Below are 23,977 nucleotides of genomic sequence, written 5' to 3' on the forward strand. Positions count from 1 at the left end.
GCTATGCGCACTATAACAGGGGCACACCCAAGTTTGGGCCAACGAAACGAGGCATTACATGTTCCGGGCTAAGACAACCGTTCTTCTCACTCTCGCCGGCGCCATGGCGCTGAGCGCCTGTACCGACGTGAACGATCCGAACCGCCAAGCCAAGAACGGCGTGCTGATCGGCGCCCTTGGCGGCGCTGTCGCGGGCCGCGCCATCGGCGGCAACAACTCCGACGCCACCAAAAACGCGCTTGCGGGGGCTGCTGCAGGTGCGATCGCGGGCGGCCTGATCGGCAACAACCTCGACAAGCAGGAAGCGGCGCTGCGCCAGCAGCTGGGCAACAACGTCGGCATCACCAACACCGGTGACCGCCTGATCGTGACCATGCCGCAGGACATCCTGTTTGCCACCGACAGCGCGTCGCTGCGTCCCGACCTGCAGGGCGATATCGCCACCGTCGGGCGCAGCCTGATGGAATATCCGAACACCACCGTTCAGGTGATCGGCCACACCGACAGCGACGGCGCGGCTGCCTACAACCAGTCGCTCTCGCAGCGTCGCGCGTCGGCTGTGGCCTCGCTGCTGATGCAGCAGGGCGTGCCCTCCTACCGCGTACAGTCGATCGGTCGCGGCGAAGACCAGCCGATCGCGTCGAACCTGACGCCGGAAGGCAAGCAGCAGAACCGCCGCGTCGAGATCGTCATCCTGCCGAGCGCCTGATCGCCAGCCGCCGCAGAGACGACCGAAAGAGGGCGTCCGGGGAAACCCGGGCGCCCTTTGCTTTGGGGCGGGTCGCGCAGGTAGGTAAAAAGAAAGCCCCCGCGCTTGCGGGGGCTTTGTGTCGTCTCGGGGGGGAGGGGCGCGTCAGCAGCCGGTGCCGGTCCAGACCACTTTGACGGTGCGCGCCAGCACCTTGATGTCGGTGACGAAGGACAGCTCTGCCAGATAGGCGGTGTCGAATTTCGCCCGCTCCGAGAAGCTGGCCTCGTTGCGCACCGAGGTTTGCCAGAAACCGGTGATGCCGGGGCGCAGCGCGTAATAGGCGGTGCCGGGGTAGATCGGGGTCTGCTCGACCATCATCGGGCGCGGGCCGACGAGCGACATCTCGCCGCGCAGCACGTTCCACAGCTGCGGCAGCTCGTCGATCGAGGTCTTGCGCAGCAGACGCCCGATCGGGGTGATGCGGGGATCGTTGCGCAGCTTTTGATTGCGGTCCCACTCGACGCGCGCCAGCGGGTTCGCCCGCAGATGCGCCGCCAGCAGGCAATCGGCGTTCGGTACCATGGTGCGGAGCTTCCACATACGGAATACGCGCCCGTTCCGCCCGACACGGCGTTGCAGGTAAAACGGCGCATGGCCGTCACGTGCCACGAGCGCGGCAAAGACCAGCACGAAGGGCAGCACCGGCAGCGCCATGATCAGCACCAGCGCGATGTCGAGCACGCGCTTGAACACGCCGCGATAGGCGGCATGATGCGGGGCGCTGTTCAGCGCCTCGTCGATCAGGTTTTCGAAATCGACAACCGCGTTTCGCGATTGGTTGGCATGCATCGTCAATTCGACCTCCCCGAGGTTCATCGACGGAAGCTATGCAAGGCGGCACTAGGGCGCGCGGGACGGCCTTTGGATGCAAGTTCCGCGCACGGTGCCGAGGGGCATCGCGGGTCGGACCTGACCGGCAGGCATATCAATTTTTCAGATGTTCAGTCCCAAGCGACTTTCAGCAGACTCACACACACTCCCAAAGTGGAAGCACCAACCCCCAAGTGCCGTTATGCGGCGGAAATAAGGCATCCGCCCGACAAGACCTCTTATGTAACTCGCCGAGATCATCGTCAACTCAAGCTTTGGAACGCAATCTTGAGGTGACTTTGGGAACCGACATCTGCGCGGGAAACCCCTGCCGCTGAGGGGCTTATGGGCCCAATGGAGTGGCTTTTGCGGGGTATTCCGGTTCGTCTTGGCCGTTCTTCGGTGCGAAATTTTGGAAACGGTGTTCGCTTGCCTGCTTTGTAGCTGTTTGCGTTATGTGTCCAAAATTGGACGCGCCGCTCGATCGTTTCCGTACTCCGGTGATTTTGCCGGGTGACCGAAAAGCTTGATGAAATCTTCTGCCGAAATGTGGAAACAATCGCGCCGCTGGATGGCGGGCTTCCGCTCCCCGTGCCGAGCGATTTTCACGAGCGGGATGCCGGTCGGGCGGCACACGCCAGAGGCGATCACTGCGACTCACGAAATGTTACAAGTTGATGTAATTTGCGATCAGTGCGCCCGAATCAGTGCTGTGTGTCGCCCGCTTGATGCCTCATTGGGGGCGAATGTCGTCACATTTTGGGGCGACCAAAGGGGTGAATGTGGCGATCTTGCCGTCACCGCCGCAGTTGCATGGCGCGCGGCGGAGGCCTATGTGCGGGCATACGCGCGTGATCACGCGCGCCCGCGCGAATTGAACCTGCGTGAACCGACGTTGCGTGAACCGAAGGGGCCAGCATGGCGAACCATCTCTATCAGGGCGATCTTCCGGACGGGCTGGACCTTGGCTCTGTCGTGGCCATCGATTGCGAGACCATGGGGCTCAACCCGCATCGCGACCGGCTGTGTGTCGTGCAGCTTTCGGCAGGCGATGGCGACGCGCATCTGATTCAGGTCGCGCGGGGCCAGACCGAGGCCCCGAACCTCTGCCGCCTGCTCGAAGATCCGCAGGTGCTCAAGCTGTTCCACTTCGGGCGCTTTGACATTGCCGCCATGTATAATGCCTTTGGGGCGCTGGCGGCGCCGGTCTATTGCACCAAGATCGCGAGCCGCCTCGTGCGCACCTATACCGACCGCCACGGCCTGCGGAACATCGCGCAGGAACTGCTGGGCGTCGATATCTCGAAGCAGCAGCAATCCAGCGACTGGGGCGCGCCTGAGCTCAGACAGGCACAGATCGACTACGCCGCTTCCGACGTGCTGCATCTGCACCGGCTGCGCGAGGCGTTCGATGTCATGCTGGCGCGCGAGGGTCGCAGTGAGCTTGCGCAATCGTGCTTTGAATTCCTGCCCGCACGCGCCAAGCTTGATCTGCTCGGCTGGGCGGACACCGACATTTTTGCGCATTCGTGAGCCATGGCACAGCGCCGAGATTCATATTCCAGCTTCATCGCTTGGCTGAAGATCCTGCTACCGCTGGTGGCGCTGGCCTCTCTCTCGACGCTGTTTTTGCTGTCGCGCGGCTCGCAGACCTCGCAGAGCATCCCCTACGCCGAGGGCAGCCTTCCCGAGCGGGAGCAGGTGGCGGCGCCGCAATATTCCGGCACCACGCCGCGCGGCGACTCGGTGACGATGACCGCCGAAAGCGCGCGGCCCACCGCGGGCAATAACGGCGAGGTCGAGGCCGACGGGTTCTTCGCCACGATGGATATGGCCGACGGCAGCAGGCTGACGCTGGATGCGAACCTCGCCACGATGAGCGACGGGATGCAGGCGGCACTGCTGCAACAGGGCGTGCGGATCACTAGTTCGACCGGCTATGTGATCACCACAGACGAGATGCGCGCGGCCCTCGATCGTATCGAGGCCGAGACCCTGGCACCGGTGAGCGGAGAAGGGCCTGCGGGGCGTTTCACCGCCGGTCGCCTGAAAATAACCTCTTCGGGCGAAGAGGATGACGTGCAACTGCTTTTCACGGATGGCGTGAAGCTGATATATGATCCGAAAAAAGAGTGAGTTGATGATGGTTCACATTGCCGCCTTGATGATTGCGCTGCTCGCGCTGGTCAGCCCCGTGTCTGCCCAGGGCACCAGCGTGGCTTTCGGCGGGATGCAGCAGGACACCAGCGCGCCGGTCGAGGTGACCGCTGATCAGCTGGAGGTGAACCAGAAGGACGGCACGGCGCTCTATACCGGCAATGTGGTGATCGGGCAGGGCGAGATGCGCCTCGCGGCGCCGCGGGTTCTGGTGGTCTACGCCGAAGGCGAAAGCGGCGCGGGCCGTATCCAGCGCATGGAGGCCACCGGCGGCGTGACGCTGGTCAGCGGCGAGGAAGCCGCCGAGGCAGAGCGCGCGGATTACGACATCGACGCAGGCACTGTGGTGATGACCGGCAATGTGCTGCTGACCCAAGGCGGCAACGCGCTCACCTCCGAGCGGATGGTGGTCAACCTCGAGGCTGGCACGGCGCAGATGGCCGGGAGGGTGCAGACGGTGATCAATCAAGACAGCAGCGGGCAAGGTCAGAACTGATGGCCCGCCCCGAACTTACTGTGACCGAAGGCGGCCAGGGCCTGCGGGTCGAGCACCTGCGCAAGAGCTACCGCAAGCGCACGGTGATCCGCGACGTCACGCTGAAGCTTGATCGCGGCGAGGTCGTCGCGCTGCTCGGGCCAAACGGCTGCGGCAAGACCACCACCTTCTATTCCATCGCCGGTCTGGTGAACCCCGAAGGCGGGCAGGTGACCATCGACGGGCGCGAGGTAACCTATCTGCCCATGTACCGCCGCGCGCGCATGGGCATCGGCTATCTGCCGCAAGAGAAATCCATCTTTCGCGGCCTCTCGGTCGAAGACAATATCGCTGCCGTGCTCGATATCTCCGAGACCGACCGCCACCGCCGCCGCGAGCGGCTGGAGGAGCTTCTGGGTGGCTTCTCCATCGAGCACCTGCGCCGCGCGCCTGCGCTGGCGCTCTCGGGCGGTGAGCGGCGCCGGGTCGAGATCGCCCGCTGCCTTGCGGCCAACCCCAAGTATCTGCTGCTCGACGAGCCCTTTGCCGGCGTCGACCCGATCAGCGTTGGCGACATCCGACATCTTGTCGCCGATCTGAAGAAGCGCGGCATCGGCGTTCTGATCACCGACCATAACGTTCGCGAGACGCTCGAGATCGTCGACCGGGCCTATATCCTGCACGATGGGCAGGTGCTGATGTCGGGTACACCGGCGGAAGTGGTGCAGAACGAAAACGTGCGCCGCGTTTACCTCGGCGAGAACTTCCGCATCAGCTAAAGCGATTCCTTGAGGAATTTCGCCTATCCTTCCCTCGCGAGTTTGCGACAGATCATTGACAAAATGGGGGGTGCTGACCTCAAATGAGGTTATGACGCACCGTTATTCTGCAGCTCCGGCATTTGCGTCCCCAGAGGAGAGGGGAAGCCGGGTCCATTCTGCAGCGGCCTTGCGTCACCCCTGATCCGCACCACATCTGAGGCAGCCTCCGGGCTGGATGCGATACGGATCCAAAGAGAGAAGGAACAAAGATGCGCTATCAGATCACGGGTAAGCAGATCGACATCGGCGACGCACTTCAAACTCATACAAAACAAGAGCTTGATGGAGTATTTGGGAAGTACTCTGGCCGTCCCACCGATGCGAATATCACCTTTTCCAAGAGTGCGCATGAATACGTCTGCGAGGTCACTGTCCACCTGTCGACGGGGCTGACCACCTCGGCGAAGGACAAGGCGACCGAGATCTACTCGGCCTTCGACGGGTGCTGCGAGAAGATCGACAAGCAACTGCGTAGATACAAGCGACGCCTGAAAGACCATCACAAGGATCGCGCGGAGCCCGTTGAACTCCAGAACGCTGCCTCGTATATCCTCGCGCGCGAAGAGGACTCGCATGAAGATGCCGAGCCCGACACGCTGCAGCCCATTATCGTGGCAGAGATGGAGACTTCGATCCCGTCGCTGACCGTAGGCGAAGCCGTGATGCAGATGGAACTGGCCGGGGCTCCCGTGCTGGTCTTCCGCAACGAAAAAAAGGATGGCGTGAACGTCGTGTATCGGCGTGAAGACGGCAATATCGGCTGGATCGATCCGTAAGGGTCGCAACCTGCCGGGTGATCGGCGCCTTCGAGCAGACAGTAAAGGGCGGTCAATGACCTTTCTTGAACTCCTGAAACCGCAGGCCGTGAAGGTCGTCGCGGCGGCAAGCAGCAAGAAGCGGCTGATGCATGACATCGCCGAGCTGGCCGAAACCGCCTACGGCATCCACGCGGCCTCGGCCGTCGAGGCGCTGATGGAGCGTGAAAGCCTTGGACCCACCGGCGTGGGCCATGGCGTCGCGCTGCCGCATGCGCGGATTCCGGGCATCGATCAGGTGCACGGCGTGTTCATCCTGCTGGAGAAGCCGGTTGAATTCGAAGCGGTCGACCGTCAGCCGGTGGATGTGGTCTTTGCGCTCTTCGCGCCTGAAGACGCCGGGGTCGAGCACCTCAAGGCGCTGGCGCTGGTCTCGCGCTCGCTGCGCGATGCGGCGCTCTGCACCAAGCTGCGGGCGAACCCGGATCCGGCGACGCTCTATGCGGTGCTGACCGAGGACCGCTCGTCGCAGGCGGCCTGAACCCGCGCGACATGACGTTCTGAAGGAGCGGGCCAAACGGCCCGCTCCTTTTTCGTTGCGTGCTGCTGAAAGGCGGGCCCTAGGCCCAGTCGCCGAAACCGAACATCAGGTAGTCGCGCTGATAGACATCCCGCACCAGCGCTTCGAGGTCGGCGTCATAGATATCGGCAAGCGTATAGGGCGCGGCGGCGGAGCGGCCCTTGGCCTCGGGTTCCGGCGGCGCGGGATGGCCCACCTGCATGGCCAAGGCCGGCAAATAGACTGCCATCTCGTCTTCGCGCACGATCATGTCGGGCAGGGTGAACTCGGCCATGCCTTGCAGGCACTGGCTCTGCGAGGCCCAATGCCCGTCGATGCGCAGCGCGGTCTGCCCGGCGAGATTGGCCTTCACAAAATTCAGGAAGGCGTCGAAGGCGGCGCGGTGCTGCTCGGCGGTGTAGTCGGGGCCGGGGGCACCTTCGGGCAGCGGCAGCCCGTGGGCGCGGCGCAGCGTCTTGCGGATGCGCGCATAGCCGCCGGGGCCGGTGTCGAGGATCTTGCTGCAGAAGGCGTCATAGGCGCGGGCCAGAGGGTGGCGCACCACGGTAAAGCCGCGATGCCCGGGCCGCGCGCGTTTCCACTGGCGCAGGGTCTTCTGGCTGAAGCCGGTGATCAGCGCCTCTTCGTCCGCGCCGTCGAGGGCGCAGAGCCATCGGCGCACACTTTCCGTGGGGCCAGAGTGGATCGGCATGTAGATCAGCGGCGTTTCCGCGCCTGCCACGTAAGAGGGCACCACCGGCCCGCGGCGCGGCTCGAAACTCGGCGTGCGGGTAAGGTTGAACCGGTCGAGGCGGGCCAGCGCGCGCTCCATCTCGTCGGGGTTGGCGACCTTCTCGGCCACTGGCTGCGGGTTCTGGCGCTTGAGCGAGGCGTCGAGCGCTTCAAGGCGAGCGGGGACGCCCAGCCATTTCGCCAGACCGTTCATCACCGCGACGTTCTGCAGATCCTCATAGGCCACATAGAAGGCGGTCTGCCCAGAGGTCTGCAGCGCGGTCATCAGATGCACCTGAAAATCCTGCAGCCGCGCCAGATGCGCCTCGAACTCGGGGCCGTCGAACTCTGCCTGCGCGTCCTTGCGCTTTTTGACGTTGGTCAGCTTCCATTGGCCGGTGGCCTGCGCGATCTTCCAACTGACGTAGCTTTCGACCGGGTTGCGGGTCAGCACGATCTTCGCCACGCGCTCATCCTCGAGCAGCGTCGGCAGCACGCGCGGGTCGTGGTCGTGGAAAAACCGAAAGCCGCCCATGCCGCCCGGCGTCTGCTGCCGGATCACCTGCAAAAGTCGCTGCGGGTCGGCGTCGCGCTCTGCCTGAGTGACGCCCAGAATTTCGCTCGAATTGGGGTAACCGATGAAATGCGGGTTGAAGGCCTCGCCGTGGCAGGTCAGCCCGTCCATCGCGTTGAGGTTGGTCTCGAGGAAATTCGAGCCGGTGCGCATTTCGGCAAAGACGACGAAACTGTCAAAACGGTTGGACATGAAAACTCAGTTCTTCACGAGGTAGGGTTTGCGCGCCGGGGATGCGCTGGGACGCGGCGCCGCTTCGACCGGGAAGTCGCCCATGAGGTAGGGGTGCATCCCTTGGTTCTTGAGTTGCTGCAGGAACCGGCCGAAGCCGTTCAGGTCGAGCATCACCGGCGCCTCTGCCAAGCGGCGGGGGGATTTGTGGCCGATCTCGTCGATGATCAGCTGCAGCGGCTCCATCGGGGCCTCGATGAATTCAGCCATGGTCCAGATGCGGATGCGCGCCTTGGCGTCCGGCGAGCGCAGCTGATCGAGCAGCGCATGTTCGGCCTTCTGCAGCGCCGCCGCCTCGGCGCGCAGTTTCGAGAAATCCCCTCCGGACCGGAACAGGGGCACCGCCCAAGCGCCCGAGATGACGCTGATCTGGGCGTTGGGGTCGCGGGCCATGTCCCACATGATGTCGGGCGCGTCATGCGGCCCGAACTGAAAGCACTGGCGCTCGCCCCGCGTGCTCCAGATCAGGTTGGTGAGAAAGGCCTTGGGGTTCCAGTCGCGGTAGGCGGCGGTGTCCGGCAGCGCGCCATTGAGCAGCGTCTGCCCACCGGCGAATTCGGCGCGCTCGGGGGCAAAGAGATGACCATGCACCTGCGCCCCGGTGGCGCGACCGAGCCACGGCTCGAAATCCTCGAAAAGCTCGGCAAACCCCTGAAACACGGAATAGCGCGCCGCGGTCATGCCGTTTTCCCAGCCGAAGTTGGGATAGCGTGACTGCATGTAGAGCCCCGAACGTCCTCGGGTCCGGCGGTCGACCGCCTTGGCGAAGATGCGGTCGATCTTGCCGGGGTTCGGCTCCTGCCGGTTCGCAGCGCTTTCGGGATGGTTCAGGAAGGTCTGATAGAGCCGCCCGGCATGGGGCCAAATTTTGCGCGCGACGAAACAATCCGAGCGCCGCAGCAGCTGCAGGTGATCGTCATAGAAGATGTGCGGCTTGCCTTGGAAATCGAACTTCGAGAGCGTCAGGGAACGGCTTTCGATATTCTGCGAATGGAGCCGCGCGAGTGACTGGAAATAGCTCTCATCGGGGATCCAGACGCGCTTGAAATAGCGCTCATGGCGGCGGCGCTGCGGGCACTGCAGGATTGCGCTCAGGGTCTGCCGGGTGAGGCACCACCACTGGCTGCCCATATGCGGCACGACCCCCTTGGGGATCCGGCGCGAGACGTGCAGCGCGCGCTGCGCTTCGACGAAGCGGTCAAAGAGGTAACGGTTGCGGCGCCAAGAGAAGGGAAAGAAGAGCGTGAATCGCTCGTGGTCGAGCCCGCCCACCGTCCACGGCACATCGGCGGTGGTGGCGCTTTCGATGAAATCGGTCTGGGGTCGCGCGTCGAGATAGTCGATCAGTTCCTCGACCGGGCGCAGCGGCAGGCAGGACCCGGAGGTGAGATAGACGTGCCGCACTGCCGCGAAGCGATCTAGCATCATCTCGGCGGCGTCCTGACTGGCAGCGACAAGCCCCCATGTGCCCCATTCGCAGCGATGGCGGGGCGAGAAGATCACCTCGGGCAGGTCGGACAGAGCCTTGGTGAAGGCGCCATAGGTCTTTTCTGGCACCTTGCTGTCCACATGGATCACCACCGGGCAGCCCGCCCGCGCCCAATGCCGCGCCACCTGCTCGGCGCGGTCAAAGGCGGTGTGCACCAGCATGATGATCCCGACGCTCATAGCCGCCGCCCCGTCATGCCCAGTTGCCCTTGGACATCAGCCCAAGGATCTCGAGCTGGCGCCAGTTGATGTATTTCTCGGACCATTTGCACCAGAGGTCGGGATTGTCTCGAACGCCCTCGGCGTAGGCGATATATTCGGTCGAGCCGGCGTAGTGCTGTTTGCGGCTGAGTTCCTCTTCGGCCTTGGCGTTGAACGTGTCGAGAAACTTGGTGTGCAGCAGCAGGCCCGAGGCTTTCTCTCCGCCCCATTCGTCATAGACGAGGTTCAGGCCCCGCGGCAGCAGCATATGCGTCGAGCTGACGTAGGCGTAGCGGCGATCCCATTTGACCAACGGCACCTTATTGAGCGCGGGCGCGCGTTCGGGCCGGTCGCCGAAGAACATGCGCGCACGCGGGCCACCCTGTATCCACAGGTTGCCGAAACGCTTGTTCTTTTTCACCGAGTAGTTTCCGGCATCGAACCACGAGGCGATCTCCAGCGGGTCCTGCCCGGCCTCATAGGGCTGCGCGTCGAGCCGCCCCTTGGGGTACATGTCCAGCAACATGGCCGAAAAGCTTTTGATCGAGGAGGCGTCGAGCCAATCGGTCAGTGCACGCAGCGGGCGCGTGTCGCAGAACGGGTAGAGGAACAGCTCGTCAGGATCGACCACCAGCACCCAATGGCCGTGGCCATAGCGGCGCAGCAGCCAGTTGATCCAGTCCATGCCGAAGCGCGAGCGCTTGTAGCTGGTGCTTGTATGCCAGACCGAGACATCCTCTTGCGCCTTTAGGTAATCGAGCGAGCCGTCGGAACTGTCGTTGTCGACCATGATGAAATGGTTCACGCCCATCTCGCGGTAGTATTTCAGGAACCACGGCAGGCGCACGCCCTCGTTGCGGGCGGTGCAAAAGACGATGAGATCGGACGGTCGGAGGCTGCCGGTGCGGTCGGTGACGGCGGTCAGTTCACGCCGTTTGCGCAGGGCCCGGATCAGCCAGCGTTTGCGCTGCAGCCGAAGCCTGTATGATTGCCATGCACCCACGCGTTATCCCTCATTCGGGGCGAGGCCCCGCGGCCGGCTTGGCGCCAGCTATCAAATCAGGGTTAACACGGCTTTGAAATGGGCGTCCCAGCTTGGCGGAGTGAAAGCTCCCCGCTCCTGAATCGCCTCGTCCGGTTGCGCCCGATACCCTTTGGCCATTTGCCTTATTCTTGAGGCCCAAAGATATCGGTGCGATTCGTCTGCGTAAACCGGATTGTCGCCCAGAACCTCCTGCACCACGGGCAGTGGCGCGCTGAGCACGGGCACGCCAAGCGCGGCTGCTTCGACCGGGGGAAGGCCATAGCCTTCGGCATGGCTTGGAAAGAGCAGCCCCGCGCTCTGCCGTAGCAGGGCGGCGATCTCTGCATCGCTCAGGCCGGGCAGTTCGTGAACGCGCGGGAGGCCCGCGTCGAGCGCGGCAAAGACATCCTCGTTTCTCCAGCCGCGCTGGCCGCAGATCAGCAGATGCGCGGGCGGCGCGAGGTCACGCCAGATGTCCAAAAGTAGCGCATGGTTCTTGCGCGGCTCGATGGTGCCCAGCACGACGAAATAGGGCGCGCCGGTCCATGGCCCTTGCGGCGCCGTGCCGGGCATGGGGCGGGGCACACCCAGATGCGCGACGATGCTCTTGGGGATGCGCTGCCCCGAGAGGTGCCGCAGCATATCGCAGCGGGTCACTTCGGAATTGCAGATCACCAGATCGGCGCCTTGGCCCACACGGCGCAGGAAGGCGGCAAAGGTCTCGACACTGCCTTCGCGCTGGAACTGCGGCCAGTCGAGTGGGATCGTGTCGTGCAGCAGCACCGCGATCCTTGCCTGAGGCAACTGCCGCAGCGCCGCGATCACCCGGTCCGAGAAATTGCTGTGCCCGGTGTTGAGATAGACGGCTCCCGCAGGCAGGTGACGCCGCAACATCGGTCCGAGACGCGCGGGCAGGGCGCGAGCACATGCGGCGCGGCGCAGCGCCATTTCGGCGCCGGCGCGGGCCGGGTCATTTCGGCGGGCCATACGGGCCAGAAGATCAGGATCGGGCCAATCCTGTGCGTCGAGCCGCCGCTTCATCTCGGCGCAGCCGGTGCGGTCCAGCAGCAGGTAACCCAGCGAGGTTTTCACCAGCGCAAAAAGCGGAACCGGCTCCTGTAGGAGCCGGTCCAGATAGGCATATTCAACGCGGTCCACGCCGGTCATCACCCGCCCTGCGCGACTGGCGAGCCGCGTCAGATCCAGCAGGCGTGCCGGAGGGGGCGTCACCTCAGTGATCGTAGTGCCCGTTGAGGTGCCAGTTCCACGCATCTTCGATCATCTTTGGCATGGTCGAGCGCGCCGGTTCCCAGCCAAGCTCGGCCAGAGCACGGGTCGAGCCCGACACAAGCTTTGTGGCGTCCCCGGCGCGGCGCGGCCCTTCCGAATGCGGCACCTCGCGGTTGGTGACGGCGCGCGATGCGTCGATCACTTCGCGCACCGAGAAACCCTTGCCGGTGCCAAGGTTGAACACCGAAGAGGGCTTGCCCGCCTCGAGCCATTTCAGCCCCAGCACATGCGCGTCCACCAGATCCATCACATGCACATAGTCGCGGATGCAGGTGCCGTCCGGCGTGTCGTAATCGGTGCCATGGATGGTCAGCGCCGGGCGCTTGCCGTCGATCGCCTCGAGCATGACCGGGATGAGGTGCGTCTCGGGGCGGTGATGCTCGCCCACCTCGCCCTCGGGGTCGGCGCCCGCCACGTTGAAGTAGCGGAAGATCACGTGGTTCAGCCCGTCCGACGCGGCGAAATCGCGCAGGATGTTCTCCACCGCCCGCTTGGACGCGCCATAGGCGTTGAGCGGGATTTGCGGCGTCTCTTCATCGAGCACCACATTGTCATGCTCGCCATAGGTGGCGCAGGTCGAGGAGAAGACGAAGTTCTTGCAGCCCGCAGCGCAGGCGGCTTCGATCAGCGTCAGCGAGCCTTCGACATTGTTGCGCCAGTAGAGACCGGGCTGGGACATGGCTTCGCCGACCTGGCTGAGCGCGGCGAAATGCATGACCGCGATGGGCTGGTACTTGGCGAAGACCTCGTCGAGCCGCGCGCGGTCCGAGAGGCTGCCCTTCTCGAAAGGGCCGAATTTCACCGCCTGCTCCCAGCCGGTGACGAGATTATCATATGTGACAGGCGTATACCCTGCCTGTCTCAAAGCTTTACAGGCGTGCGAGCCGATATAGCCCGCGCCCCCCGTCACCAGAACATTTGCCATCAGATGTGACTACAGACGTTACTGCGCGGCTTTGCGCGAGGAAATGACCTCATGCAAATACGCCTCGAGATCGTCGCGAAGCTCGTCGCGCTCCAGACCGAAGGACACGGTGGCCTGCAGGAAGCCCGCCTTGGAGCCGCAGTCGAAACGCTGGCCGTTGAAGCGGAAGCCGTAGACGCCGTCATCTTCGCTGCCGATCTGCTTGGCGATGGCGTCGGTCAGCTGGATCTCACCGCCGGCGCCGACCTGCTTGTCTTCGAGGTTCTGTAGGATCTGCGGCGACAGGATGTAGCGGCCGATCACCGCGAGGTTCGACGGCGCGGTTCCGGCTTTCGGCTTTTCAACCATGCCTTTGACCGAGACCAACGAGCCCATGTCTTCCTGCACGTCGAGGATGCCGTAGGAGGAGGCCTTGTCGGCGGGCACTTCCATGGCCGCAACCATATTGCCGCCCACTTCCTGATAGGCTTCGACCATCTGCTGCAGGCAGGGCTTGTCGGCGGCGATCACGTCATCGGGCAGCATGACGGCAAAGGGCTCATCGCCGATCAGGCGGCGCGCGCACCAGATCGCGTGGCCAAGGCCGAGCGCCTTGTGCTGGCGGATGTAGGCGATCTCGCCCGAGTCCATGTTGGTGGAGCGCAGCGTTTCGAGCAGCTTGTCCTTGCCCTTGGCTTCAAGCTCGCGCTCGAGTTGCGGCGCGTGGTCGAAATAATCCTCAAGCGCACCCTTGCCGCGCGAGGTGACAAAGATGAATTCCTTGATGCCTGCGGCGCGGGCCTCGTCGATCGCGTATTGAACCAGCGGGCGGTCAACCAGCGTCATGATTTCCTTGGGAACCGACTTGGTTGCGGGCAGGAAGCGGGTCCCCAAACCCGCCACGGGAAAGATCGCTTTTGTAACTTTGCGCGACATGAATTTTGCTCCTTGGACGTGCGCTGAGCACAGAGAGGTCAGCATGAATCAATTGATAACAATCATATTGTCTTGAGAGCGTAAAAGTAAATCTACGGCCTGTGGAGCGCGAATTTGCCTACCGCGCCTCTTGCGGCTGAAACGCGGGAATTTTCGGCGCGGACGCGGGCGGAAAAGCGGTAGAATTGCAAAAGATTGGCACTGCGCAGACTGCGGCCGTAGAGCCCTCCGGTCTGCTCCCAGTATCCGGCCGGGTTGAAACGGACGCGGTGATATAGGGCGGTGTGGGAAAACCGGTAGAGCGTCACAATCTCGCCTGCTTTTGCGCGGCGCTCCGCTTGCTGCCGCAGGGCCTCGCGGCGCCATATTGGCCCGCTCAATGTGACACGCCGAGCCCCGGGGTGACCGGGATAGGGCAGGAAGGGGGAGGGGCTGTGCCCGATGGCGGGCAGAGACGCAGCAGGCCGCGCGGCGCCGTCTTGCCAGCCACGGTCGAGGCCCTTGAGCAAGCGGTGCACGTCGTCGGCATTTAGCGGGCCGCGCTGCATCAGCCGCAGGAGACGGTCCCGCTGCGCGCTGCGCTGGGCGGCCCAGACCGCGGGATGCTGTTCAACCGGGAGATGTCGGAGCAGGAAGGCATGGATCGAGGCGCCGATCTCGCTCAGATCGCGCGGCGTACGGTCGGCGTCGCGTCGGGCGCTGGCGGCATAGCCGTGGTGCACCTCGGCCAGCGGAGCGACGGCCACCCGGTGCCCGTCGGCGGCATGGCGCAGATCGAGGTCGGTCTCATCCAGATAAAATCGGAAGGCAGGGTCAAAACCGCCCATGCGCGCCAGCAGGTCGCGGCGATGGGCCATATTGGTGCCCTGCAGCTTGACCGCCCGGCCTGCGGGCAGATCCGGAAGATGCGGGCCCGGCGTGTCGAGTAGCAAATCTTCCTCGCGCAGATCGGCGCTGATAGAGCGCCCGCGCCATTGGAAGGAAATGCCGTTGCGCCCGCGCACATAGCCTCCGGCGGCGGCGACGCTGGGGTCGGCGAAAGGGGCGCAGAGGTGGTGCAGCCAAAGCGGCTCGGGCACCGCGTCATCGTCGATGAAAGCGACGATCTCTCCCGCAGCCTGCGCGATGCCGAGGTTGCGGGCCGCGGAGATATTCGGCGCGTCGAAGGGGATGAGCTTGATATGCGGCAGGTCCGGGCGGGCCGCGACGGCGGCGGCCCCCTCGGGGCAGGCGACCACCACGACCTCAAAGGCCGGGTGATCGAGCTGCGCAACGCCGGTCAGGCAAAGATCGAGCGCCGCGGGGCGTCCACGGCTCACGATCACCACGCTGACCGGCAGGGCGGTCATGCCCGGCTCACGCCTCTTTCAGCGCGACATCGGGCGAGTAGGCGATGAAGAACGGGTTGGCGAAACCCGGCTTGCCGTAGGACAGCGGCGTGTGATCATCAAAGCGCACAACCCGGCCGCCCGCGCCCTGCAACACGGCCTGACCCGCGGCGGTGTCCCATTCCATCGTCCGGCCAAGGCGCGGATAGATATCGGCCTCGCCGGTGGCCACGAGGCAGAACTTCAGCGACGAGCCCGCGCTCTTCATGTCGGCGGTGCTGTATTTGCTGATGTAATCGTCCGTCGCCTGATCGCGGTGCGACTTCGAGGCGACCACGAGGAGCGCCGAATTGTCCGGGTCGCTGACCTTGATCGGCTTGGTCTCGCCGGGGGTCTCTTTGTCGAAGGGACCCATTTCCTCGACCGATTTGCCGACGCTGTCGGTGTAGAACATGCGGTCGCGGGCCGGCGCGTAGACCACGCCCATGGTCGGCACGCCATTTTCCACCAGAGCGATGTTCACGGTGAAATCGCCGCGGCGGTTGACGAACTCCTTGGTGCCGTCGAGCGGATCGACGATGAGGAAGGTCATCGCATCGACCTCATGGCTGTCGGCCTGCTCTTCGGTCACCAGCGGCAGATCGGGGAAGGCCTCACGCAGGCCCGCAGAGATCAGCTCATCTGCGGCTTCGTCGGCTTCGGTGACCGGGCTGGCGTCGGACTTGGACTTAACTTCGAAATCATCGGAATTATAAATTTCCATGATCTTGTCCCCAGCCTCGAGGGCAAGGCGTCGGATCACGGCAACAAGATTCTCGTAATTCAAGGCGGTACTCCCTTCCGCTGCGCGGATTTATTGATTTGAAGGCCTGCGACTCTTATGCTGCGCTGCGTCTAGATGGGCAAGAAGACCCGTCCTTTTCCGCCAGTACCGGAGCAGTGTTGCCATGTTTCAGACCTCAAAGCCGCGCTCTCGGCTGGGATCGGCCATCTACATCAGTGAGCTGATCTACCACAATTCGGTCCGGGCGGTGCGCAAGAGCCATGGCAACGCCTTCATGGCGATCTTCATGAATATGCTGCAGACGATCATCTTCGTTCTGGCCTTCTACTTTATGTTCCACATTCTGGGGATGCGCGGCACGGCGATCCGCGGCGACTTCATGATCTACATCATGACGGGCGTGTTCCTCTATATGACCCACACCAAGACGCTTGGCGCGGTCGCCGGATCCGAAGGACCGGCGAGCCCGATGATGCAGCACGCGCCGATGAACACTGCGATCTCCATCGCCGCGGCCATGCTCTCGACGCTCTACATTCAGATCCTGTCGCTCTTTGCGATCCTGTTCGTCTATGACGTGGCCTTCAATCCTTTCGTCATGTCCGAGATTCACGATCCCATCGGCGCCATGGCGATGCTGCTGCTGTCGTGGTTCTCGGGGGCGGCGATCGGCATGGTGCTGCTGGCCGCCAAACCGTGGTTCCCGACGCCGGTGTCGATCATCACCACGGTCTATCAGCGCGCCAATATGATCGCCTCCGGCAAGATGTTCGTGGCCAACTCGCTGACGCCGGGGATGCTGGCGATCTTCGACTGGAACCCGCTGTTTCACACCATCGACCAGTCGCGCGGCTATGCCTTCTCCAACTACTTCCCGCGCAACTCCAGCTGGGAATACGCGCTTTGGGTGTCGATCGTGCTGATCATGATCGGTCTCATGGGCGAGTTCTACACCCGCAAGCACGCCTCGGCCTCCTGGGCGGCACGGCGCTAGAGCGGGGGCTGACCCAGACAGAAAGCCTGATCCGACGGAAAAACTGGACTGCATCGGCAAAGCTTCGCACTCTAAGCCCAAAGGCGCGTTTCGGGAGGAGGCACCCATGCGACATCTCATCATCGCGGCAGCTTTTCTGGCGGCCACCGGGGTTTCGGCCCAGGACCTGCCGGGCTTTTACGATGTTTCGGGCGTGGCGGCGGATGATCTGCTGAATGTGCGCGCGGCGCCCGCAGCCGACGCCGAGATACTTGATACGCTCGCGCCCACGGCAACGGATGTGCAGGTCAGTGCGCTGAACGACGCGGGCACTTGGGGCCGCGTCGTGACCGGCGAGGGGGTGGGCTGGGTGTCCATGTCGTTCCTCGCCGCCGCGGCGGAGGGCACGCTTCCGCAAGTCGCCGGGCTGCGCTGTTTCGGGACCGAGCCGTTCTGGACCTATGAGGCGCGGCAAGAGGACAGCGCCACATGGCAGACCCCCGACAGCAGCGCTACATTGCTTGCTGGCCCGATCGAGACCGCCAGCGGCATGACCCGCCCGTTCTCGGTGGTGGCAGGGGCAGACGATCTGCAGGCGGTGCTGGTGGCCAGCCCCGAGGCCGAATGCAGCGACGGCATGTCCGACCGGCTTTACGGGCTTTCGGCGGTGCTGGTGATGACGGGCCGGATCACCGGCACCTATGGCGGCTGCTGCGAGCTTTTGCGCTAAGTCACCACGCGCAGCGTCAGATTGATCCGCCCGCCCTGCGGCAGCAGGCTCGACGAGCCAAAGCGGATACGGTCGACGCCGTGATGGCGCAGCCGGGCCTCGCCGCCCATGACCACCACGTCGCCGGATTTCAGCCAGACCGACTCGGTCTTGCCGCCGCGCGTCTCATTGCCCATGCGAAAGAGCCCCTCGTCGCCAAGCGAGACCGAGACCACGGGGCAGGAGAAATCCACCTCGTCCTTGTCCTGATGCAGCCCCATACGGGCACCTTCGCCGTACCAGTTGATCAGGCAGCACTCGGGATCGCGCGCTGCGCCCGAGACCTCGCGCCAGATCGCCAGCACCTCTTCGGGAATCGGAGGCCAGTCCATGCCCTCGGGGTGGCGCGGCTCGTAGCGATAGCCGCGCCGGTCGGTGACCCAGCCGAAACGCCCCGCCGCGCTCATCCGCACCGACATTTTCTGCCCGCGCGGCGTCACCGGCTGATAGAGCGGCGCCTGCCGCAGCAACGCGCGCAGGGTTTCGACCAGCGCTTCTTGCGCAGGGCGGTCGAGAAAACCCTGAAAGAGTTTGAAGCCGCGGATGTCGAGAGGGGACGTCATGGCCCCGTTTTGTGGCATTCCGCCACGGCGTGCAAAGAAATTCCCCCCAAATGCAGGCAAAGCCTCGCCACAGCCGCTTGCAGCGTTCAAACCCCCTCCTTATATACCCTTCGAACGCCGCGAGGCCCCCGCCGGACGGCTTCTGAAACAAGCGGGGCTGGATGCCGTAACGGGTCCGAACGCCTCGCGTCATCGCCTTGAATTGGAAAGGGATCGAATCATGGGCAAAGTGATCGGTATCGACCTCGGCACCACGAACTCCTGCGTCGCCATCATGGACGGCAGCCAGGCACGCGTGATCGAAAACGCCGAAGGCGCACGTACCACCCCGTCGATCGTCGCCTTCACCGACGACGAACGTCTTGTTGGCCAGCCCGCAAAGCGGCAGGCCGTGACCAACCCCGAAGCCACCATCTTCGCTGTCAAGCGTCTGATCGGTCGCCGCACCACCGATGCGGAAGTGACCAAGGACCAGAACATCGTCCCGTATAAAATCGTGGACGGCGGCAATGGCGATGCCTGGGTTGAAGCCAAGGGCGAGAAATACTCGCCGTCTCAAATCTCTGCCTTCATCCTCGGTAAGATGAAGGAAACCGCCGAGAGCTATCTTGGCGAAGAGGTGACCCAAGCGGTCATCACCGTTCCCGCATACTTCAACGACCAGCAGCGTCAGGCGACGAAAGACGCCGGTAAGATCGCTGGCCTCGAAGTGCTGCGCATCATCAACGAGCCGACCGCGGCTGCGCTGGCCTATGGCCTCGACAAGAAAGAGTCGAAGACGATTGCCGTCTACGACCTTGGCGGCGGTACGTTCGACGTGACCATCCTCGAGATCGACGATGGCCTGTTCGAAGTGAAATCCACCAACGGCGACACGTTCCTCGGCGGTGAAGACTTCGACATGCGGATCGTGAACTACCTCGCGGATGAGTTCAAAAAAGAGCACCAGGTCGACCTGACCAAGGACAAGATGGCCCTGCAGCGTCTCAAGGAAGCTGCGGAAAAGGCCAAGATCGAACTGTCCAGCTCCAGCCAGACCGAGATCAACCAGCCGTTCATCTCGATGGGCTCGAACGGCCAGCCGCTGCACATGGTCATGAAGCTGACCCGTGCGAAGCTGGAAAGCCTTGTGTCGGACCTGATCAAAGCGTCGATCAAGCCGTGCCAAGCCGCGCTGAAGGATGCTGGCCTCACCAAAGACGAGATCGACGAAGTCGTTCTGGTCGGTGGTCAGACCCGTATGCCGAAAGTCTTCGAAGAAGTGACGAAGTTCTTTGGCAAAGAGCCGCACAAGGGTGTGAACCCGGACGAAGTGGTTGCCATGGGCGCCGCCATTCAGGCCGGTGTTCTGCAGGGTGACGTGAAGGACGTTGTTCTTCTCGACGTGACCCCGCTGTCGCTGGGCATCGAGACGCTGGGTGGCGTGTTCACCCGCCTGATCGACCGCAACACCACGATCCCGACCAAGAAGTCGCAGATTTTCTCCACCGCCGAAGACAACCAGTCGGCCGTGACGATCCGCGTCTTCCAGGGTGAGCGCGAGATGGCTGCCGACAACAAGCTTCTCGGCCAGTTCAACCTCGAGGACATCCCGCCGGCGCCGCGCGGTCTGCCGCAGATCGAGGTGACCTTCGACATCGACGCCAACGGCATCGTCTCTGTTTCGGCCAAAGACAAAGGCACGAACAAAGAGCAGAAGATCACCATTCAGGCGTCGGGCGGCCTGTCGGACGCCGACATCGAGAAGATGGTGCAGGACGCCGAGGAGAACGCCGAGGCGGACAAGGCCCGCAAAGAGCTGGTCGAGGCCCGCAACCAAGCGGAAAGCCTCATCCACTCGACCGAGAAATCGATCGAGGACCACGGCGACAAGGTCGATCCGTCCACCATCGAGGCCATCGAACTGGCGCTGTCGGCGCTCAAGGACGATCTCGAGAAGGACGACATCACCGGCGAGAAGCTGAAGGCTGGCATCCAGAACGTGACCGAAGCGGCCATGCGTCTGGGCGAGGCGATCTACAAGGCGCAGGCCGAAGAGGGTGACAGCACCCCCGAAGCCGATGCCGGTGACGCCGACAAGTCGGGCCCGGCGGATGACGACAACATCGTGGACGCGGATTTCGAAGACCTCGATGACCGCAAGCGCAGCTAAGCCATAGCGGAACCAGACGGGGGCCGGTCCGGATGCCGGACCGGCCCTTTTCTGTTCCGGGCCAAGGAGGGCATGGATGTCCAAGCGTGACTATTACGAGCTGCTCGGCGTCGCCAAAGGGGCCTCCGCGGACGAGATCAAGAAGGGCTATCGCAAGAAGGCGAAGGAACTTCACCCAGACCGGAACGCGGACAACCCTGACGCTGAAGCTCAGTTCAAGGAAGTGAACGAGGCCTATGAGGTCCTCAAGGACGCCGACAAGAAGGCAGCCTACGACCGGTTCGGCCACGCCGCCTTCGAGGGTGGCATGGGTGGCAGTGGTCGTCCGGGCGGCGGCGGGTTCGGCCAACAGGGCGACTTCGCCTCGGCCTTCTCCGACGTGTTCGACGATCTCTTCGGCGACTTCATGGGCGGTGGCCGCGGTGGCGGCGGTGGACGGACGCGCGCAGCGCGCGGGGCCGACCTGCGCTACAACCTGCGTGTGACGCTCGAAGAGGCCTACGGCGGCCTGCAGAAGACCATCAATGTGCCGACCTCGGTGCAATGTGGCGAGTGCCACGGCTCGGGCGCCGAAGGCGGCGCGGAGCCGGTGACCTGTCCGACCTGTTCGGGCATGGGCAAGGTCCGCGCTACGCAGGGCTTCTTTACCGTCGAGCGCACCTGTCCCACCTGTTCGGGACTGGGCCAGATCATCAAGAATCCCTGTAACGCCTGTGGCGGTCAGGGCCGGGTGCAGAAAGAGCGCTCGCTGTCGGTGAACATCCCCGCTGGGGTCGAGACCGGCACCCGTATCCGTCTCGCCGGTGAGGGCGAGGCTGGCATGCGAGGCGGGCCTCCGGGCGATCTCTACATCTTCATCGAGGTGAAGAAACACGAGATCTTCGAGCGTGAGAGCACCGAACTGCATTGCCGCGTGCCGGTGTCGATGACCACCGCCGCGCTTGGCGGCGACATCGAGGTGCCGACGATCGACGGTGGCCGCAGCCGGGTGAAAATCCCCGCGGGCAGCCAGTCCGGTCGTCAGATGCGCCTGCGTGGCAAGGGCATGCCCTCGCTGCGTGGTGGCGGCACCGGTGACATGTTCATCGAACTGGCGGTGGAAACGCCGGTCAACCTCACCTCGCGGCAGAAGGAACTGCTGCGCGAATTCGAGGGGCAGTCCGAGGACAACAACCCCGAGTCGAAGAGCTTCTTTTCTTCGGTCAAAGGGTTCTGGGACTCGATGAAGGGCTGAGCCACGGCTCTTGAGACTTTGGGAAGCGGCGCGGGGTCTCCCGCGCCGTTTTCGTTTGCGGGCACGGATGGCGCTTAACGCTTTTCTAACCTCGCTGCCGCCATGCTGAAGCGATGACCCGCCCGCGCCATTTCTCGGACAGCCAGCCCACGCTCTTCGCCCATGACGAGGCGCCGGTGCAGCCGGTGCCGGGCACGCGCGCGCTGCCGTCCTACATCCGCGATCACCGCAAGCGCCTGCGCGAGCGCTTCCTGCAGGGCGGGGCGGAGGCGCTGCCGGATTACGAATTGCTCGAACTGGTGCTATTTCGCGCGATTCCCCGGCAAGACGTGAAACCGCTGGCGCGGCGCCTTCTCGACGGCTTCGGCGATTTCAACGGGGTGGTCTCGGCCCCGCCCGCGCGATTGCGCGATGTTCAGGGCGTGGGCGATTCGGTGGTGACGGAACTGAAGATCGTCGAGGCGGCGGCGCACAGGCTCGCCCGCAGCCGGGTGCTGCAACGGCCCGTGGTCAGCTCTTGGGAGGCGCTGCTGGATTATTGCCAGACCGCCATGGCGCATGCCGAGACAGAGCAGTTCCGCATCCTGTTTCTGGACCGCAAGAACGTGCTGATCGCCGATGAGGCGCAGGCGCGGGGCACGGTGGATCACGTGCCCGTCTACCCGCGCGAGGTGGTGAAACGCGCGCTCGAGCTTAACGCCAGCGCGCTGATCCTCGTGCACAACCATCCCTCTGGCGATCCCACACCCAGCAGCGCCGACATCGACATGACCGCACAGATCGAGGCGGCGGCCAGCGTCATGGGCATCACGCTCCACGATCATCTGGTGATCGGGCGCTCGCGCGAGCTGAGCTTTCGGGCCGAGGGGCTGCTCTAGCTCAGCGCAGCCAAACCTCGACGCGGCGATTCACCTGACGGCCCCAGACCGTCTCGTCGCAGGCCATGGGCATGGCCTCGCCGAAGGCATCGGTCTCCAGCGTGATGCCCGCAAGGTCCGTGGCCTCTGCCGCCGATCGCACCGCATCGCGCACCGAGGCCGCGCGTTCCTCCGCGATCTCGAGGTTTCCGGCGGCGGGCCCCTGACCATCCGAGAAGCCGACGAACACCAGCGTGCGCCCGTCGTAGTCGCCCAGTTCCAGCGCGCGGGCCAGTTGCTGCACGTTGGAGCGCGACTGCGCGTCGAGGCGCGCGGAATTGGGCTCGAAGCGGAAGGAGGTGGTCAGCCGCCGCATCGGGGCCAGCGTGGTGACCAGCCGTTTCAGCTCGCCCAGCCCCTCTTCGCCCTCGGCCACCTGCACCGCATTGGCGAGCCGGTCGCCCTGCGCGTCGAGCGGCAGTTCCTCGGGGGCCTGATCGACAAACCCGGCGCGGCGGATGACGATCTGCGCCGGGGCCGAGCGGGTGAACTCCAGAAACTCGCGGGCCAGCTTCGGCAGCCGCCGCGCGGGCAGGTAGACGAAGACCGGCATGGTCAGCGGGTAGTCTTCGGTCTTGATCGCCTGCCGTGTGCCGCGCAGATGAAAGCCGCAGCTGCCGGTGAGCACCAAGGGTCGGGCGTTTCCAACCTCGGCGGCGCTGATGAACCCAAGTCCCAGCGGATCGCCCGTGACCGCCTCGGCAAGCTCGGGGGCGGTGGCGTGACGTTTGGTTTCGGCGCTGCGCAGGCTGAGGGAGGGGGGCTGCAAAAGCCGGTCCTCGAGCGCCTGCACCAGTCCCGAGCCTTCGCGCGGCAGATGCAGCACGATGGGCGCATCCGGCCCGCCAAGCGCCTGCCAATTGTCGATCTCGCCCGACAGGACATGCGCCAGATCGGGCAGGGTGACCGCGCCCACGGGATTGTCCGGCGCGACCACCGGGATCAGCGCATCCAGCGCCAGCACGCGGCTGCGGTTGGGCTCGCTGAGGTCGCCAAGACCGGCGGCCCGCGCCAGTTCCTGCTCTGCCGGGCGAATGGCGCGCAGGGCGATGGCGATGTCCGCCTCATCGGCCAGCAGATCGGCAAACCCCTCGTCGGTGCTCGATGGGGCGACGTCGAAACGTCCGATCACCCGCTCGGGATCGCTGAGGGTGAAGCGGGTGCCGCCCTCGGCCAATGTGCTGCGCGTGACGGTGTAATCGTTGCGCTGCACAAAGCTCTCGATCAGCGCAGGCATCAGCAGATCGCCCATGGTCGCCGCGCCCGAGATGCGCATCTCGGCGACGAAATCGGTGAGGGAGGGGCAGCCTACGCCCTCGCAGAGCACGCCAGAGCTGTCGACGGTGAGCTCGCCATAGCGGCTGTCGATGCGATAGAACTCGCCATCAAAGCCCAGCATGGTGCCGTTCAGCTCGATACCGCCATCGCGCGAGCGCAGGGTGACGTCCTGCGCAGCAGCCGCGGTGCCCAGACCCGAGGCGAGCAGGGCGCCCGGAATGAAAAGTGCGGCGATGATCGCCGCACGGACCTGTCTCATCTGGGCCTCTTG

23 protein-coding genes are annotated in these 23,977 nt (G+C 64.2%); 12 read left to right on the top strand and 11 right to left on the bottom strand.

The annotated features are described in order from the left end of the window. Nucleotides 1–58 precede the first annotated feature (58 nt). Nucleotides 59–709, top strand: a complete 651-nt coding sequence (locus tag AYJ57_RS09505; protein ID WP_066104166.1) for an OmpA family protein — start codon at nucleotides 59–61, stop codon at nucleotides 707–709. 144 nt (nucleotides 710–853) lie between these two features. Here AYJ57_RS09505 and AYJ57_RS09510 read toward each other — a convergent pair whose 3' ends face one another. Continuing rightward, on the bottom strand, nucleotides 854–1,540 hold the full coding sequence (locus AYJ57_RS09510; protein ID WP_066106927.1) for a sugar transferase: 687 nt from the start codon (nucleotides 1,538–1,540) through the stop codon (nucleotides 854–856). Between the two features lie 939 nt (nucleotides 1,541–2,479). Between AYJ57_RS09510 and AYJ57_RS09515 the strand changes: the two genes are divergently transcribed. The 6 genes from AYJ57_RS09515 (at nucleotide 2,480) to AYJ57_RS09540 (ending at nucleotide 6,310) form a co-directional block, all read left to right on the top strand. After that, nucleotides 2,480–3,094, top strand: a complete 615-nt coding sequence (locus AYJ57_RS09515; RefSeq protein ID WP_066104169.1) for a ribonuclease D — start codon at nucleotides 2,480–2,482, stop codon at nucleotides 3,092–3,094. A gap of 3 nt (nucleotides 3,095–3,097) precedes the next feature. Then, nucleotides 3,098–3,697 (top strand): LPS export ABC transporter periplasmic protein LptC, encoded by a 600-nt coding sequence (gene lptC / locus AYJ57_RS09520; protein ID WP_066104172.1) that lies wholly within the window; start codon nucleotides 3,098–3,100, stop codon nucleotides 3,695–3,697. Between the two features lie 7 nt (nucleotides 3,698–3,704). After that, nucleotides 3,705–4,214, top strand: coding sequence for a lipopolysaccharide transport periplasmic protein LptA (lptA, locus tag AYJ57_RS09525; RefSeq protein ID WP_066106930.1), 510 nt, complete (start codon nucleotides 3,705–3,707; stop codon nucleotides 4,212–4,214). Next, nucleotides 4,214–4,972 carry an LPS export ABC transporter ATP-binding protein gene (gene lptB, locus AYJ57_RS09530; protein ID WP_066104174.1) on the top strand — a complete coding sequence of 253 codons (759 nt, stop codon included), beginning with the start codon at nucleotides 4,214–4,216 and terminating at the stop codon, nucleotides 4,970–4,972. Before lptA ends, lptB begins: the two co-directional genes overlap by 1 nt. A gap of 251 nt (nucleotides 4,973–5,223) precedes the next feature. Further along, nucleotides 5,224–5,790 carry a ribosome hibernation-promoting factor, HPF/YfiA family gene (gene hpf, locus AYJ57_RS09535; RefSeq protein WP_066104177.1) on the top strand — a complete coding sequence of 189 codons (567 nt, stop codon included), beginning with the start codon at nucleotides 5,224–5,226 and terminating at the stop codon, nucleotides 5,788–5,790. Between the two features lie 55 nt (nucleotides 5,791–5,845). After that, nucleotides 5,846–6,310 (top strand): PTS sugar transporter subunit IIA, encoded by a 465-nt coding sequence (locus AYJ57_RS09540; protein ID WP_066104180.1) that lies wholly within the window; start codon nucleotides 5,846–5,848, stop codon nucleotides 6,308–6,310. Between the two features lie 79 nt (nucleotides 6,311–6,389). On the opposite strand, the gene AYJ57_RS09545 is transcribed toward AYJ57_RS09540, so the two are convergent. The 8 genes from AYJ57_RS09545 to cysQ form a co-directional block, all read right to left on the bottom strand. Beyond that, nucleotides 6,390–7,826, bottom strand: coding sequence for a sulfotransferase family 2 domain-containing protein (locus AYJ57_RS09545; RefSeq protein WP_066104183.1), 1,437 nt, complete (start codon nucleotides 7,824–7,826; stop codon nucleotides 6,390–6,392). Nucleotides 7,827–7,832: 6 nt separating this feature from the next. Next, on the bottom strand, nucleotides 7,833–9,533 hold the full coding sequence (locus AYJ57_RS09550; protein ID WP_066104186.1) for a DUF5927 domain-containing protein: 1,701 nt from the start codon (nucleotides 9,531–9,533) through the stop codon (nucleotides 7,833–7,835). Nucleotides 9,534–9,546: 13 nt separating this feature from the next. Further along, a complete protein-coding gene (locus tag AYJ57_RS09555) occupies nucleotides 9,547–10,557 on the bottom strand; it encodes a glycosyltransferase family 2 protein (protein ID WP_066104189.1) in 1,011 nt (336 codons plus the stop codon). A 51-nt stretch (nucleotides 10,558–10,608) separates the two neighbouring features. Beyond that, nucleotides 10,609–11,850, bottom strand: a complete 1,242-nt coding sequence (locus tag AYJ57_RS09560) for a glycosyltransferase family 4 protein (protein ID WP_066104192.1) — start codon at nucleotides 11,848–11,850, stop codon at nucleotides 10,609–10,611. Continuing rightward, on the bottom strand, nucleotides 11,810–12,793 hold the full coding sequence (gene galE / locus AYJ57_RS09565; RefSeq protein ID WP_066104195.1) for a UDP-glucose 4-epimerase GalE: 984 nt from the start codon (nucleotides 12,791–12,793) through the stop codon (nucleotides 11,810–11,812). The genes AYJ57_RS09560 and galE overlap by 41 nt, the downstream gene beginning before the upstream one ends. A gap of 18 nt (nucleotides 12,794–12,811) precedes the next feature. After that, nucleotides 12,812–13,708: a UTP--glucose-1-phosphate uridylyltransferase GalU gene (gene galU / locus AYJ57_RS09570; protein ID WP_066104198.1), complete on the bottom strand. Its 897-nt coding sequence runs from the start codon at nucleotides 13,706–13,708 to the stop codon at nucleotides 12,812–12,814. 92 nt (nucleotides 13,709–13,800) lie between these two features. Next, nucleotides 13,801–15,057, bottom strand: a complete 1,257-nt coding sequence (locus tag AYJ57_RS09575; RefSeq protein WP_066104201.1) for a glycosyltransferase family 2 protein — start codon at nucleotides 15,055–15,057, stop codon at nucleotides 13,801–13,803. A gap of 7 nt (nucleotides 15,058–15,064) precedes the next feature. After that, a complete protein-coding gene (cysQ, locus tag AYJ57_RS09580) occupies nucleotides 15,065–15,862 on the bottom strand; it encodes a 3'(2'),5'-bisphosphate nucleotidase CysQ (protein ID WP_066104204.1) in 798 nt (265 codons plus the stop codon). A gap of 121 nt (nucleotides 15,863–15,983) precedes the next feature. Here cysQ and AYJ57_RS09585 point away from each other — a divergent pair, with 121 nt between their 5' ends. Together AYJ57_RS09585 and AYJ57_RS09590 are read left to right on the top strand one after the other, a co-directional pair. Then, entirely contained in the window at nucleotides 15,984–16,814 is an 831-nt protein-coding gene (locus tag AYJ57_RS09585; protein ID WP_066104207.1) for an ABC transporter permease, read from the top strand. A gap of 106 nt (nucleotides 16,815–16,920) precedes the next feature. After that, the gene (locus tag AYJ57_RS09590; RefSeq protein WP_066104210.1) at nucleotides 16,921–17,523 is read left to right on the top strand and encodes a COG3650 family protein; all 603 of its coding nucleotides are present in this window, start codon (nucleotides 16,921–16,923) and stop codon (nucleotides 17,521–17,523) included. On the opposite strand, the gene AYJ57_RS09595 is transcribed toward AYJ57_RS09590, so the two are convergent. Further along, entirely contained in the window at nucleotides 17,520–18,125 is a 606-nt protein-coding gene (locus AYJ57_RS09595) for an alpha-ketoglutarate-dependent dioxygenase AlkB family protein (protein WP_066104213.1), read from the bottom strand. The two genes, AYJ57_RS09590 and AYJ57_RS09595, sit on opposite strands and share 4 nt — an antisense overlap. Nucleotides 18,126–18,345: 220 nt before the next feature. On the opposite strand from AYJ57_RS09595, the gene dnaK reads away from it, so the two are divergent. From dnaK to radC, 3 genes are all read left to right on the top strand, one after another. Then, complete coding sequence (gene dnaK / locus AYJ57_RS09600) at nucleotides 18,346–20,277, top strand: molecular chaperone DnaK (protein ID WP_066104216.1); 1,932 nt, start codon at nucleotides 18,346–18,348, stop codon at nucleotides 20,275–20,277. A gap of 76 nt (nucleotides 20,278–20,353) precedes the next feature. Further along, nucleotides 20,354–21,511 carry a molecular chaperone DnaJ gene (dnaJ, locus tag AYJ57_RS09605; protein WP_066104218.1) on the top strand — a complete coding sequence of 386 codons (1,158 nt, stop codon included), beginning with the start codon at nucleotides 20,354–20,356 and terminating at the stop codon, nucleotides 21,509–21,511. A gap of 113 nt (nucleotides 21,512–21,624) precedes the next feature. Then, nucleotides 21,625–22,389 (top strand): RadC family protein, encoded by a 765-nt coding sequence (gene radC / locus AYJ57_RS09610; RefSeq protein WP_066104221.1) that lies wholly within the window; start codon nucleotides 21,625–21,627, stop codon nucleotides 22,387–22,389. A 1-nt stretch (nucleotide 22,390) separates the two neighbouring features. On the opposite strand, the gene AYJ57_RS09615 is transcribed toward radC, so the two are convergent. Beyond that, entirely contained in the window at nucleotides 22,391–23,965 is a 1,575-nt protein-coding gene (locus AYJ57_RS09615; RefSeq protein ID WP_066104224.1) for a substrate-binding domain-containing protein, read from the bottom strand. Nucleotides 23,966–23,977: the final 12 nt, after the last annotated feature.

It is taken from the genome of Salipiger sp. CCB-MM3, from assembly GCF_001687105.1.
In the GTDB taxonomy this organism is placed as follows: Bacteria; Pseudomonadota; Alphaproteobacteria; order Rhodobacterales; family Rhodobacteraceae; genus Salipiger.